At 72.5% G+C, this 12,898-nt stretch carries 14 protein-coding genes and 1 pseudogene; 6 read left to right on the top strand and 9 right to left on the bottom strand.

Annotated elements, in window-relative coordinates; translation table 11 throughout:
• A pseudogene (locus SSOG_RS54085) lies at positions 1 to 1,468 on the bottom strand (hypothetical protein); the annotation flags it as partial.
• A gap of 43 nt (positions 1,469 to 1,511) precedes the next feature.
• On the opposite strand from SSOG_RS54085, the gene SSOG_RS46995 reads away from it, so the two are divergent.
• The 3 genes from SSOG_RS46995 (at position 1,512) to SSOG_RS30280 (ending at position 4,114) form a co-directional block, all read left to right on the top strand.
• Complete coding sequence (locus SSOG_RS46995; protein WP_154685998.1) at positions 1,512 to 2,111, top strand: hypothetical protein; 600 nt, start codon at positions 1,512 to 1,514, stop codon at positions 2,109 to 2,111.
• Positions 2,112 to 2,211: 100 nt separating this feature from the next.
• The gene (locus tag SSOG_RS30285; protein ID WP_039939053.1) at positions 2,212 to 3,141 is read left to right on the top strand and encodes an oxidoreductase; all 930 of its coding nucleotides are present in this window, start codon (positions 2,212 to 2,214) and stop codon (positions 3,139 to 3,141) included.
• Positions 3,142 to 3,301: 160 nt separating this feature from the next.
• Complete coding sequence (locus SSOG_RS30280; protein ID WP_009718074.1) at positions 3,302 to 4,114, top strand: putative protein N(5)-glutamine methyltransferase; 813 nt, start codon at positions 3,302 to 3,304, stop codon at positions 4,112 to 4,114.
• Between the two features lie 14 nt (positions 4,115 to 4,128).
• Here SSOG_RS30280 and SSOG_RS30275 read toward each other — a convergent pair whose 3' ends face one another.
• The 7 genes from SSOG_RS30275 to SSOG_RS30245 form a co-directional block, all read right to left on the bottom strand.
• Positions 4,129 to 4,503: a roadblock/LC7 domain-containing protein gene (locus SSOG_RS30275; RefSeq protein WP_009718073.1), complete on the bottom strand. Its 375-nt coding sequence runs from the start codon at positions 4,501 to 4,503 to the stop codon at positions 4,129 to 4,131.
• A gap of 46 nt (positions 4,504 to 4,549) precedes the next feature.
• Positions 4,550 to 5,074 (bottom strand): roadblock/LC7 domain-containing protein, encoded by a 525-nt coding sequence (locus SSOG_RS30270; RefSeq protein ID WP_009718072.1) that lies wholly within the window; start codon positions 5,072 to 5,074, stop codon positions 4,550 to 4,552.
• Between the two features lie 38 nt (positions 5,075 to 5,112).
• Positions 5,113 to 5,868, bottom strand: coding sequence for a transcriptional regulator (locus tag SSOG_RS30265; protein WP_245606646.1), 756 nt, complete (start codon positions 5,866 to 5,868; stop codon positions 5,113 to 5,115).
• An 80-nt stretch (positions 5,869 to 5,948) separates the two neighbouring features.
• Positions 5,949 to 6,347, bottom strand: a complete 399-nt coding sequence (locus SSOG_RS30260; RefSeq protein WP_009718070.1) for a hypothetical protein — start codon at positions 6,345 to 6,347, stop codon at positions 5,949 to 5,951.
• A gap of 192 nt (positions 6,348 to 6,539) precedes the next feature.
• On the bottom strand, positions 6,540 to 6,869 hold the full coding sequence (locus SSOG_RS30255) for a hypothetical protein (protein WP_009718069.1): 330 nt from the start codon (positions 6,867 to 6,869) through the stop codon (positions 6,540 to 6,542).
• Between the two features lie 64 nt (positions 6,870 to 6,933).
• Complete coding sequence (locus tag SSOG_RS30250) at positions 6,934 to 7,956, bottom strand: MFS transporter (protein WP_009718068.1); 1,023 nt, start codon at positions 7,954 to 7,956, stop codon at positions 6,934 to 6,936.
• Between the two features lie 404 nt (positions 7,957 to 8,360).
• The gene (locus SSOG_RS30245) at positions 8,361 to 9,347 is read right to left on the bottom strand and encodes a zinc-dependent alcohol dehydrogenase (RefSeq protein ID WP_039939052.1); all 987 of its coding nucleotides are present in this window, start codon (positions 9,345 to 9,347) and stop codon (positions 8,361 to 8,363) included.
• Positions 9,348 to 9,599: 252 nt separating this feature from the next.
• Between SSOG_RS30245 and SSOG_RS30240 the strand changes: the two genes are divergently transcribed.
• Complete coding sequence (locus SSOG_RS30240; RefSeq protein WP_009718066.1) at positions 9,600 to 10,415, top strand: IclR family transcriptional regulator; 816 nt, start codon at positions 9,600 to 9,602, stop codon at positions 10,413 to 10,415.
• Positions 10,416 to 10,640: 225 nt separating this feature from the next.
• On the opposite strand, the gene SSOG_RS30235 is transcribed toward SSOG_RS30240, so the two are convergent.
• Positions 10,641 to 11,078, bottom strand: a complete 438-nt coding sequence (locus tag SSOG_RS30235; RefSeq protein ID WP_009718065.1) for a MarR family winged helix-turn-helix transcriptional regulator — start codon at positions 11,076 to 11,078, stop codon at positions 10,641 to 10,643.
• A 200-nt stretch (positions 11,079 to 11,278) separates the two neighbouring features.
• On the opposite strand from SSOG_RS30235, the gene SSOG_RS30230 reads away from it, so the two are divergent.
• Positions 11,279 to 12,115 carry a CoA transferase subunit A gene (locus tag SSOG_RS30230; RefSeq protein ID WP_039939050.1) on the top strand — a complete coding sequence of 279 codons (837 nt, stop codon included), beginning with the start codon at positions 11,279 to 11,281 and terminating at the stop codon, positions 12,113 to 12,115.
• Positions 12,112 to 12,894 carry a CoA-transferase subunit beta gene (locus SSOG_RS30225; RefSeq protein WP_009718063.1) on the top strand — a complete coding sequence of 261 codons (783 nt, stop codon included), beginning with the start codon at positions 12,112 to 12,114 and terminating at the stop codon, positions 12,892 to 12,894. Before SSOG_RS30230 ends, SSOG_RS30225 begins: the two co-directional genes overlap by 4 nt.
• Positions 12,895 to 12,898 lie beyond the last annotated feature (4 nt).

Genomic DNA, 12,898 nt, shown 5'->3' with positions numbered 1-12,898 from the left:
GGCGGCCGACCCCGGGCGCGGACGCCGCCGACAGCCGCTTGGAGCGCTCGTCGTCCCCGTAGAGCGCCGGACGGAAGTACAGGCGGGTGTTGTCCCGGTAGCCACGGCGGTCGATCATGCCCTCGGCACCGATCGTGAGCCCGTCGTCCACCGTGGCGACATCCAGCCGCTCCGGTCCGGCGTACGGGCGCCCGCCGAACACCTCGCGCAGCTCCGCGATCGGGTCATCGGTCTGGTGGCGGAAGTAGCCCGCGTCCAGCAGCAGTTCGGGGTGGTTGAGCCGGTCCTTCATGAGGCCGACGAAGCCGGGCACCCCGTCCCGGACCGGGTCCCCGGCGGGCAGCTCGGTGCAGGCCCAGGGGAGGTTGGGGACGGCGCCGCTCAGCAGCTCCCCGAACCGCACAATCTCATACCGCTCGTCGGCCGCGGTGCATCCGTAGTCGGTCCTGCGGATCCAGGTATCGAGGTCGGTGCGGAGCGTGGGCTCCCCTGCGGGGTCGGTGAGCGCCGCGCAGAAGCGGCCCGCGGACAGCGGGGAGGTCCCCCTCTCGACAACCGCGCTCAGCGTGCGCTCCGGCACCACGGTCCGCCGCCCGTACCGCGCCCGCCACGCCTCCGCGAGCCGCTCGGCCAGCTGCCGCATCCCGCCCGGCTCCCACAGGTCGGCGGGGTCCTCCGGCAGGACGTCCGCCAGCAGCTCCAGCCGCTCCGCCGCGCCGATCCCCGCCAACTCGCCGCTCGCGGCCTCGGCTTCGGCCGTCTTCAGCCGCAGCGTCGCCCGCTCGTCGGCGTCGAGGGTGGGGCGGTAGCTCAAGCTGACCATCCCGGCGAGCACGAGCGACGCCGCCGCCCGGCCCAGCCCCGTACCGTCCCTGAGCAGGTCCACCGCCTGCCGGTCCCACGGCACGGGCCCCCGCTCCCGCACCAGCGCCACCAGCCGCCGCACCTGCTCCGCGCTGCCCCAGCCGCGCGGCACCTCGGCGACCTCCTCGATCTCCCCGAGGCTCGGCGGCTCCGCGTCCCCGGTGCGCAGATCGACGAACCGGCACCGGCGGTCCCTGCCCCACCCGACCCTGACGGCCGCCCCGCGCTCGTCACGCACCGCCGCCCGCTCGGTGTCCACGATCCCGGTACGCAGCCGGGCCGCCGGATCGGCGAACGGGGTCTCCGCCCACATCTCCAGCAGCGCCAGCTGCCGCTGCCGCCGCCCATCCCGCGTGGGCGCGACGGCGGCCCGCAGCGCGACGGCCCCGATCCGCCCGATGAACCGTGTCCAGGACCCCTCCCCGGCCTTCCCGGGCCCCTCCCCCGGCTCCGCCGGATCCCACGCGCCGCGCAGATAGGCCCCGGTCCGCTCGATGCCGCCGAGCGACCCGGCGCCCCAGTGCCCCGTGCCGTCGATGAGCCCCGCCAGCGCGTGCACCAGCCACCGGTCGTCCACAGCCGCCCACGCACGCGCGTCCGTCATCGACCCTCCCCCGTTCGATCGCGTCATGGAGAGATCCTGCCCCATGGGTCCGACAGTGGGGTTCTGGTGTGTGGAGAGCGGGAAGGCGGCGGGCATGGGCCAGGGAATCTTCCGGTACGTGTCCTCGTACGAGCCGCTGGGCGGGCCAGAGGTCAGCCCTCATGTGCAGGCCTCGCCGGAGGAGGCGGTGTCCGATTTCTTCCAGCAGGTCTCGGACATGGTGTTCCAGGGAGGTCCGCTGGGCCGGGAACTGACCCGCCTGGACGCCGTCGGCCGGTCGTTCACCTTCCACCAGGCGCCCGAGCCGGACGCGCGGGCCGTCGTCGACACGGCCGGTGGGGCGCCCGCGGCATCCTCCCCGGCGTGGGCCCATCTGGCGTGGCTCCTGCGGGAGCTTCCCTTCGTCCAGGCGTTCCGGGAGTACGGGCATGAGGGCGGCCCGACGCTGTGCGGGGTGGAGGTGCCGTCACGCCAGTGGGCGGAGGTGCTGACGGAACATCACGGGGAGCGGTGGCGGGTGCGAGTGGCGCTGGAGGGCCGCACGGAGCCGATCGAGTTCCCGGGCATGGTGATCGGCGAGCTGTTCGGCGAGGGACGGCACCGGGAGCTGGCGGAGTCGCATCTGGTCGATCCGGGAATCTGAGGCCCCCGCACGTGGTGTCGCACCTTCACGGCCGCGCGCTTAGGCTGTCGCTCCGAGCGATGGCTACCGGCGCGTAACGCAGACCGCGAAGGAGCGCGTGATGAAGGGCTGGAACGCGAGCGACATCCCCGACCAGACCGGCCGCACCGCCGTGGTGACCGGCGCCAACAGCGGCCTCGGCTATGCCACCGCCCGCGAACTGGCCCGGCGCGGCGCCCAAGTGGTGCTGGCGTGCCGGGACGCGGGGCGCGGCAAGGACGCCGAGGAGCGGATCCGGGCGGAGGCGCCGGGCGCGGTGGTGCGGTTCGCGCCGCTGGACCTGGCGGATCTGGCGTCCGTACGGGCCTTCGCCGCGGACTTCCCGGGCGAGCGGCTCGATCTGCTGATCAACAACGCGGGTGTGATGGCGCTCCCGTACCGCAGGACGGCCGACGGCTTCGAGATGCAGTTCGGCGTCAACCACCTCGGCCACTTCGCGCTCACCGGACGGCTGCTCCCGAGGCTGCTGGAGGCCGGGGCGGGGGCCCGCGTGGTCACCGTGTCCAGCTTCATGCACCTGCTGGGCACGGTCGATCCGGCCGACCTCTCCATGCAGCGCAAGTACCGGCGTTGGGTCGCCTACGCCCGCTCCAAGAGCGCCAATCTCCTCTTCACTCATGAACTGGCCCACCGCCTGAGCACCGCGGGCGTCCCCCTGGTGGCGGCCGCCGCCCATCCGGGCTACGCCGCGACCAATCTGATGTCCGCCGCGCCGAAGATGGAGGGCCACCGGGCGAAGGAGCGGTTCATGGAGATCGGCAACCGCTACTTCGCCCAGCCCGCGGAGCGCGGCGCGCTCCCCACCCTGTACGCGGCCACCGCCCCCGGCGTCCGGCAGGACGACTACGTCGGCCCGCCCCTCCAGGGCCTCCGACCCGGCTCCCCCGTCCGCGCGGCCCGCGCCAAGTGGACCCTCAGCGACAAGGCGGCCCGCCAGCTGTGGGCGGCCTCGGAGCAGCTCACGGGCGTGCGGTACGCGGCCCTGGCCTGAGCCGTCACGGCGTGGGGACATCGGGTAATGTGGCCATCACCCGTACGCACCGAGGAGGTGAGACCCATCAACGCCAGTTCAGGCTGGGTGCTCTCGCCTCAGGTCCGTACGCGACACAGCTGACCGCCGGGAGCGCCCCAGGGCATCCCGAAGGGCTTCCATGTCGGCTACATCTTCTTCACCTTCGCTCATCAGCTTTTCCACCGTCGTCACCAGGCTCCGCACCGCCGGGTGCGTGTTCGCCGAGGACGAGGCGCGCTTGATCGTTTCCGCGGCGCGGGTCCCGGCCGAGATCGACGGCATGGTGGACCGGCGCGCCGCCGGGCTGCCGCTGGAACACGTTCTGGGCTGGGCGGAGTTCCGCGGGTTGCGGATATCCGTGGACGCCGGGGTGTTCGTACCGCGTCGGCGGACGGAGTTCCTGGTCGAGCGGGCGGCCGCGGTGGCGCGGGCCGGGGCGGTGGTGGTCGATCTGTGCTGCGGATCAGGCGCGTTGGGGGCCGCGCTGGTGGCGGAGCTGGGGGGCCGGGCCGAGTGGTACGCGGCCGACATCGACCCGGCCGCGGTGCGCTGCGCCCGCCGTAACGTCGAGCCCGCAGGCGGGGCGGTGTTCGAGGGCGATCTGTACGAGCCACTGCCCGCCGCCCTGCGCGGCCGGGTCGATGTGCTGCTGGCCAACGTGCCGTACGTCCCCACCGAGGAGGTCGGCCTGCTGCCGCCGGAGGCGCGCGTCCATGAGGCGCGGGTGGCGCTGGACGGGGGCGCGGACGGGCTCGACGTACTGCGCCGGGTGACCGCCGGAGCGCCGGGGTGGCTGGCGCCGGGCGGCAGTCTGCTGTTCGAGACGAGCGAGCGGCAGGCGTCGCGCGCGCTCGACATCGTCGCCGGTGACGGGCTGGTCCCGCGTGTGGAGGTGTGCGAGGAGCGGGAGGCCACGGTCGTGATCGGGACCCTCGGCCGGGAACGCGACTGACCTGGCTTCCGGTCTCAGACCTCCAGTTCGGCCTCGATCTTTTTCAGCTGGTGACGGGCCATCGCGAGGTTCGCGCGTCCGGAGTCGAGGACGAGGTAGAGGAAGAGGCCGTTGCCGCCGCGGCTCTTGAGCAGCCGGATCAGGTGGTACTGGGTGCTCAGGGTGATGAGGATGTCCTCGATCTCATCGTTGAGGCCGAGGTGTTCCATGGTGCGCAGCTTGGCGCGGACGACATCGGTGTTGCCGGCGGCCGCCACGTTCAGGTCGAAGCCCGTGCCGCCCCCGACGGTGCCCAGCGCCATCCCGCTGGTGTAGTCGACGAGCGCGGCTCCGGTGGCGCCCTCGATCGTCGAGAGTGCGTCCTTCAGTGCTGTTTCGGTGTTCGCCATGACGGTTCCCTTCGGGTTGCGGTGTTGTGCGGTGCGGGGGGTGTGGCTACGTCGTCGGGGTCTCCCCCGTGCCCCGGTGACGGGAGCGGCTGCGGGACCCGCCCGCGCGCGGGGAGGTGGGCCGTATGGGCAAGGGGGGCGCGTCGGTGAGGGCGGACGGCTGTCCGCGGGGGCGATCGGGCTGCTGGGCGGTGGCCCGCCCTGTGGCCTGGAGCAGTTCGCTGATGCGGCTGCTGGAGCGGCGTCCCTCCAGGTGCAGCCGGCCGACGTTCACCCGCCCTTCGGCCAGCAGGGTCAGCACGGCGGACGGTCCGGCGGCGTAGGTGGCCACATAGCCGCGGTCGCTGCGGACGAGGAGTTCACGGAAGCCGCCCTGCCCGGTGGCGTCGGTGAGCCGCAGGGCGATGCCCAGCGCGGCCGCGGTGAGGGCGGCCACTCCCTCCGGCTCCACGCCCCGGGAGTCCTGCGCCAGCACGAGGCCGTCGGCACTGGCCGCGAGCGCGCCGGTCAACTGCGGCATACGGGACCGGAGCCGGTGGAGTTCGTCGAGGATTTCCGCCTCGGCCGACATGAGCTGTCTCCTTTCGGCACGCTGTCCGAGCGCGCGGATCACAGGCCCTCCAGCGCGTTCCTCAGTCGGCGCAGGAGGCTGATGTCGGGGCCGGTGGACGTGGCCGGAGGGCGGGCAGCCAGGGCTTCGGGCCGTGGTCGCCGCCGGGTCGGCGCCACGATCCCGGCGTCGGCCGCCACGATCCCGGCGGCGGCGAGACGGCGGACGTCGACGAGTGTGTGGAAGGCGGGGCGGCCCAGGAGGCGGGCGATGTCGGCCGCGGTGCGCACCCCGTCGACGTGCTCGAGGACCGCGCGCTGCCGCCGCGGCAACCTCGTGTCGAGGGGGAGCCGGGTCCGCACCAGCGGTTCGGTGTCCGCCGCGTCCTCCGGCCAGATCTCGTGCAGCAGCTCCTGTCGGCGCGCTGTCTCGCGCTGCACCGCTACCACCGGTACGGGGCGCACGGCTCCCAGCCAGTGTTCGACCCCGTACCGGAAGCGGGCCGGGCCACCGTCCGGGCCGAGTACGAAGAACGCCGCGTCGTACAGCGCCCCGAGGTGGCACAGTTCGAGCGCGCCCTCGGGGAAGCGGCCGCTGTCCACCAGGAACCGCCCCACCCGCTGTTCGGGTCCGGCCGCGTCAAGGGCTTGCCGCCACTGCTCGGGTGACAGGGCGCCGCCCGCAGTGAGCAGCAGTTCCAGAGCGGGGGTGTCCGGGCTCTCCGCGTGGATCACATGTCCGTCGGCGAGATGGAGCGTGCCCCGCTCCCGCATGAAGGAGCCGGTGGCCTTCTCGGCGGCGAGCCGGTGCAGCATGGGCGATCCGGCCGGAGCGCTGTCGTCGGTGATCGCGGGGCGCCGCCGGGGCAGACCGGAAGAGAAGGCCCGCAACGTGCTCACCCCAGCACCAGTTGCCGCGCCATCTCGCCCAGCCGGATGCGGGCCAGGGCGAGATTGCCCTCCGTACGGCCGAGCCACAGATGCAGGAAGACGCTGCTGTCGAAGGTGGTGCGGACGAACTGGAGGACGTGGTAGCTGTCGCGGTTGCTGACGATCAGATCGTTGACGGGAGTGTCACCGTCGGACCAGCCGGAGCCGTCGGCGGGGGCGAAGGACGGGAATTCCGCCGCCATCCGCGCGAGTTCCGCCGTCTCGGCCGCCGTGGTCTCGTGGTCGCCGCTCGGCGACTCCCCGACCGTGCCCAGAGCCAGACCGCTGGTCCAGTCGACCACGGCGGCGCCCCGGGCGCCGGGCAGTTTCATGGCCTCCAGCAGGCACTCGTCGATTCCGGGCACCGTGACATCCCTCCCCGCGTCCGTCGAACGAATATGGAGAACCTAGACTCCATATGTGCGGGAAATGTGAAGGTGCCGGTAAATTTTTGTGGAATCCGTGACTAATGAGTAGCCGATGTAGGGGTTCTGAGCTTCCGTCAATCATTGACGAACCAGCTCAAATCGCCTACCCGGAGACGGCTTCCCGGTGCGTCAGGCGGTGTGGTGGTGGCCGATCCGCCGGTCCAGCGCGCGGCGGGCGCCGTCGAGGGCGGGGGCAGTGGCCCGCCGGGCGGACGCGGCATCCGGGTGGCCGAGCGCGTCCGCGATCTCGTCCCACGTACGGCCCGAGGCGAGCAGCGCGTGGACGGCGGCGCCGAGCGCGTGGTCGGTGGCCCGGCGGGCCTCGCCGATCCGGCTCAGGGTGGCGAGCAGATCGGGCGCGGTGTGGGCGGCGTCGGTGTGGTGGCCGACGAGGGTGAGCGACTGGTCCGCGGTTACCCACCAGTCGCCGGGGGTGGGGTGTTCTGGAGTCACGGTCACCCGGTCATCGTACGCCGGTGGACCGTTGAGTGGGTCATATGGTCCGCACAACGGACCAGCAAGGTCAGGCCTCGATGCGCTCCACCCGGTCGATGAGCAGCGCGTACGCCAGCAGCCCCACGGCGACGACGATGGCGATGTAGCCGAGCGCCCAGGTGAAGGAGCCGGTCGCGTCGACGATGAAGCCGATGACGAGCGGGGTGAGCACACCGCCCGCGTTGGCCATGAAGTTGAAGACGCCGCCGCCGGTGCCGGTGAGCCGTCGCGGAACGGAGTCAGCGAACAGCGCCCAGCTGTTCTGCATCAGCCCCTGGGCGAAGAACGCGATCGACATGAAGGTGATGACGAGCGGGGCGGAGTCGGTGAAGTTCGAGCACACGATGATCGAGGCGAGTACGAAGCCGATCATCACCGGGAGCTTGCGGGCGACCGTGCGGGAGCGGCCGTTGTTCAGCATCCGGTCCGACCAGGCGCCGCCCGCCAGCGTGCCGACCAGCGCGGCGAGATAGGGTGCGGAGGCCCAGAACCCGGCCTTGATGATGCCCATCCCCTTCTCCTCCACCAGATAGCTGGGGAACCAGGTGAGGAAGAAGAAGAGGACGGAGGCGCTGGCGAACTGGCCGATGTACATGCCCCACAGCCGCTTGTTGGTGAACAGCACCCGCAGATCGGCGCCCATGGTGGAGAGTTCCGCCTCGGACGCGTTCTCCACGGCGGCCGCCGACTCCTGCTCGTCGGGCTGCTGGATGTGGGCCAGTTCCCGGGCGCTGACCTTCGGGCTCTGCTCGGGGCGGTCGTACACCCGGCGGAACCAGACGACGGAGAAGAGCAGCCCGACCGCACCGGTGACCAGGAACACCGAACGCCAGCCGAAGTGCACGGTGAGCAGGGACAGGACGGGCGCGGCGACCGCGAGCCCGATGTACTCGCCGGAGGTGTACGTGGCGGTGGCGCGGCCGCGCTCGCTGCCCGGGAACCCAGTTGACCACCAGCCGGTTGTTGGACGGGAAACGCCGGTGCCTCGAAGGGCGCCGAGCGCGAACCCGGATCCCCACGAGCGAACCGAAAGCCGCGCGAGAAGGACCACGGCGGCGGTCGCGAGCGATCAGCCCGACCAGGGCGTACCCGAAGGCCAGCTTGGCGCCGACCTTGTCGATGAGCCGTCCCGGTGGGGATCTGGAGCAGCAGATAGGCCCAGCCGAAGGAAGGAGAGCAGGATGCCCCTGCTGGGTGGCGGTGAGGTGGAGGTCGTCCCTTGATGTGCGGGAGGGGCGACCGAAAGGTTCGTCCGGTCCCAGGTAGTTGATCGCGGTGATGATGAAGAGCGAGGTGAGCAGCCCGTAGCGGGCCCGGCTGACGGCCGGGCGGGCGGAGTCGGGGACGAGGGGCGGGGGTGCGGCGGGGGCGGGCGTGCCGGTGGTGCTCATGGCGAGACTCCTTCGTCTCAGGGGAGAGGCGTGGGGAGGGGAGTTCGGTCGGCGGCGGTGGAGTTCAGTCGATGGCGGTGAGCGAGATCCAGGTCTTGCCCGCGCGTTCCCGGGCCCCGGCGAACGCCTCCTGCGCACGCTCCAGGGGGAAGCACGCGTCGATCGAGGCGCCGGGGCGTACCGCACCGGAGGTGATGTCGGCCAGGGCGGCGGTGAAGTCGCCGGGGTGGTCGTAGATGAGCGAGCCGCGGAGGGTGAGCTGCGCGCGGACGACCTCGTTGAGGGTGAGCGGCAGTGGGTCCGCGCCCAGCCCGACCAGGACGAACGTGGCACCCGGCGCCGCACGCTCCAGTGCGGCGCGCAGCGCGGGCTCGACGCCGGACGACTCGAAGACGTACCCGAACCCGCCCTCGCCGTCGGCCGCGGCGCGGGCGCCCAGCTCCACGGCGCGTGCCAAGCGCGCCGGATGGGGTTCGACGACGGCCGGGCGGACGCCGATGGCCAGCAGCGCCTGACAGAGCAGCAGCCCCTGGGCGCCCGCGCCGACGACGAGGGTCTTGTCGTCGGCGGTGACGCCGCCGCGGCGTACGGCGGTACGGGCCACCGTGTACGGCTCGGCGCAGGCCAGGTCGACGTCGCGGGCGGCGGCCGGGACCGGGTGGGCGAAGGGGGCGGGGACGGCGACGCGCTCGGCGAGGATGCCGGGGGCGTTCATGCCGACGATGGTGCGCTTCGCGCAGGCGGAGGTGAGCCCGCGGGCGCAGTCGGGGCACTGGAGGCAGGCGTAGTTGGGCTCGATGACGACGCGGGTCCCGGGTGCGGGTGCCGCGGTGGCCTGGGCGCCGGCGGCGACGATCCGGCCGAAGCCTTCGTGGCCGACCACCCAGGGGAGGGCCGGGGGCTGGCGTGCGCCGTCGAAGACGGCCAGGTCGGAACCGCAGATCCCCATGCCGTCGAGCTGGACGAGGACATCGTAGGGGCCGCATATGGGCTCCGGCCAGTCATCGGCGATCCGGAGGCGGCGGGGTGCGGTGAGAACGGCTGCTTTCACCGTGACTCCTGACATTGGTCCGCTGAATGGACCCTGAGGTCCGAGTGACGGTGACGATAGGACGCATGCTGAGCATCGACAAGAGGTTGCGGACGAGTATCCGCGACGTAACGCGGGCCGCAGCCCCAGGGGCCGCCCTGACGTGCCCGAACGCCAGTCCCGGAGCCGAGGCCACTGGTCCGCGCAGCGGACCCGGGCCCATACTGGGGCCGTCGGTGGACCAGCCGGCGGACCGGTGCGAGGAGTGGCGGCATGGGCAAGGGCGCGGAGCCGGAGGACGCGGGGTCCGGCGGCAGCGGCGGGGGCGACGGAGGCGGCGCGGGCGGCGGCATGAGGACGGTCCAGCGGGCCATCGACATCCTCGGCCTCTTCAGCGAGCACCGCCCCGCCCTGTCCATCCGCGAGATCGTCGAGGCCAGCGGGCTGCCGAAGACGACCGTCCTGCGCGTCCTCCAGACCCTGCGCCTCAACGGACTGCTCTGGCTCGACGAACACGGCCGCTACACCGCCGGGCCCACCTTCCTGCGCTGGGTCCGCATGGCGGACCAGGGCTGGCGCCTGCCCGCCCCGGCCCGGCGGGCGCTGCGCGACCTGGCCGCCGAGCACCGGGAGACGGTGCACCTGTACGTACGGCGCGATGTGCACCGCGTGTGCGTCGCCCAGGAGGAGGGGCCCCAGGCGCTGCGCCACATCGTGCAAGTCGGGGACGAGCTGCCGCTGTGGGCGGGCGGGCCGTCGAAGGTCCTGCTCCTCGGCGCCGACGACTCCCTCCTGGACCGGATCGCCCGCCGCTCCCCGCACGGCCCGGCGCACGCCGAGACCCTGCGCCGCTGGGCGGCGGAGACGGCCCGTCAGGGGTACGCGGTGAGCCACGGCGAACACGAGGAGGGCCTGTCCTCGGTGGCCGTCCCCGTCCGCGGCCGGGGCGGCGACGTAGTCGCGGCCCTCTCCTTCGGCGGCCCGTCGGTCCGCTTCACACCGGAGCGGCTGCCGAGGTTCGTGGCCTCGCTGGCGGGCGCGGCCCGTACGGTGGCGGGCGGTCTGGGCGCGCTCCCGACGGAGGGGTGACCTGGGGTTTCACCCCTGCATGGGCGTCGGCGCCAGGGGGTGTCCGCACAGTCGCGTCGGATCTTTCCGCGGCGTCTGGTGCGTGCGATCGCAAGGCGGAGGGTCGTCCCTCGTAGTGGGCCTACTTGGACGGGCTCGACAACGCAGCGAGAGGGGGCACCTCCCAGCGGTAGCTGGGGGAGCGTGCCAGGCGTCGCGGGCCCGGCGGGACTGTGCGGACACCCCCTACGCCCGCAGCTCCTCCGCCGCGTCCGCCACCCGCCCGATCAGCCGCAGCAGCAGCTCCCGCTCGTCCTCGTCCAGCGGCGCCAGGAACACCCGGTTCATCCGCGCCGTCCGCGTGACCAGCTTCCGGTGCAGCCGCTCGCCCTCGTCCGTCAGCTTGAGGACGTTGCGGCGCCCGTCGCGCGGATCGCGGACCCGCTCCAGGAGCCCGCGGCGGCCGAGCCGGGCGACCACGTCGGCGATGGTGGAGCGGTCCAGGTGGACGTGTTCGCTCAGGGTGCGCTGGTCGATGTCCGGCTTCTCGACCAGCGCGTTGAGCACCGCGAACTGCGGCGAGGTCGTCTCCTCGGAGACCATCGCGCCCCACAGCAGCGAATGCGCCTGCTGGAGGCGGCGGGCCAGATGCCCGGGGTGAGTGTTGAGATCGACCGCACCCATGCCCTGACCTCCCCATGTCGGAGCGTTTGGTTCGTGTACTGAATGATTCTGCCCTGTGGAAGCACCAGTGTCGAGCAGTGAACATTCGCCTTAGACTCCCTTGACGAGCGCATCGAGCGATGGGAGCGTTCGGAAGCGGCAGGAAAATAGTCAGCACACTGAGCATTTCGGAACCGTGTGCGATCACCGCGGGAGTGACGATGGCCGACATCCGAAGCCTGCACGACGCCGTGGCGGACCTCATCCACGACGGGGACACCGTCGCGATGGAGGGCTTCACCCACCTGATCCCGTACGCCGCCGCGCACGAGGTCATCCGCCAGGGCATCACCGACCTCACGCTCGTCCGCATGACTCCCGACGTCATCTACGACCAGCTCATCGGCGCCGGACTCGTCCGCAAGCTGGTCTTCTCCTGGGGCGGAAACCCCGGCGTCGGCTCGCTGCACCGCTTCCGCGACGCCGTCGAGAACGGCTGGCCCCGGCCGCTGGAGCTGGACGAGCACAGCCACGCGGGCATGGCCAACCGCTACGTGGCGGGCGCCTCCAAGCTGCCGTTCGCCGTGCTGCGCGGCTACCGCGGCAGCGACATCCCGACGCGCACGGACACCATCTCCACCGTCACCTGCCCCTTCACCGGCGAGGAGCTGGCCGCCGTCGCCGCGCTCAACCCGGACGTCACCGTGATCCACGCCCAGCAGGCCGACCGCGCGGGCAACGTCCAGCTGTGGGGCCTGACCGGCGTACAGAAGGAGGCCGCGCTCGCCGCGCGGCGGGTGCTGGTGACGGTCGAGGAGATCGTCGAGGAGCTGGAGCCACGGCCGGGCGGGATCGTCCTGCCCACCTGGGTGATCGACGCGGTCTCGGTCGTCCCCGGCGGGGCGCACCCCTCGTACGCCAGCGGGTACTCGGTGCGCGACAACGCCTTCTACCAGGCGTGGGACCCGATCGCCCGGAACCGCGACGCGTTCACGCGGTGGATCGAGGAGAACGTGCGTACGCGTACCGGACGTACCGAAAAGGCTGGCGCCCGATGACCGAGACCCCCGAGACCCCCGGCTTCACCCGCGACGAGCTGATGGAGGTCAACGCCGCCCGCGCCCTCGCGGGTGCCAAGACCTGCTTCGTCGGTATCGGCCTGCCCAGCACCGCCGCCAACCTCGCCCGCGCCACCGTCAACCCCGGTCTGGTCCTCATCTACGAGTCCGGCACCATCGGCTCCAAGCCGACCCGGCTGCCGCTGTCCATTGGCGACGGCGAACTCGCGGAGACCGCCGACTCCGTGGTCCCGGTGCCCGAGATGTTCAACTACTGGCTCCAGGGCGGCCGGATCGACGTCGGCTTCCTCGGCGCCGCCCAGGTCGACGCCTACGCCAACATCAACACCACCGTCATCGACCGCGGCCCCGACAAGCCCGAGGGCCGCCTCCCCGGCGCGGGCGGCGCCCCCGAGATCGCCTCCAACTGCGGCCGGGTGCTGATGGTGCTGCGCCACTCCACCCGCAGCTTCGTCCGGAAGCTCGACTTCGTGACCACCATGGGCCACGGCAGCGGACCCGGCGACCGCACCAAGCTCGGCATGCCCGGCACGGGCCCCGTCGCCGTCATCACCGACCTCGGCATCCTGCGCCCCGACCCGGCCACCGCCGAACTCACCCTGACCGAGCTGCACCCCGGTGTCACCGTCGAGCAGGTACGGGCCGCCACCGGCTGGGACCTGGCCGTCGCCGGCACCGTGGGCACGACCGAGCCGCCGACCCCCGACGAACTGGCGGCGCTGCGCGCGCTCAAGGCCGCCGGGAAGGAGCCCCGATGACGAC

The sequence above is a fragment of the Streptomyces himastatinicus ATCC 53653 genome (assembly GCF_000158915.1).
Classification (GTDB): Bacteria; Actinomycetota; Actinomycetes; order Streptomycetales; family Streptomycetaceae; genus Streptomyces; species Streptomyces himastatinicus.
The sequence above is the reverse complement of the archived record's forward strand: the minus strand, read 5'-3'. Positions and strand labels throughout refer to the sequence as shown.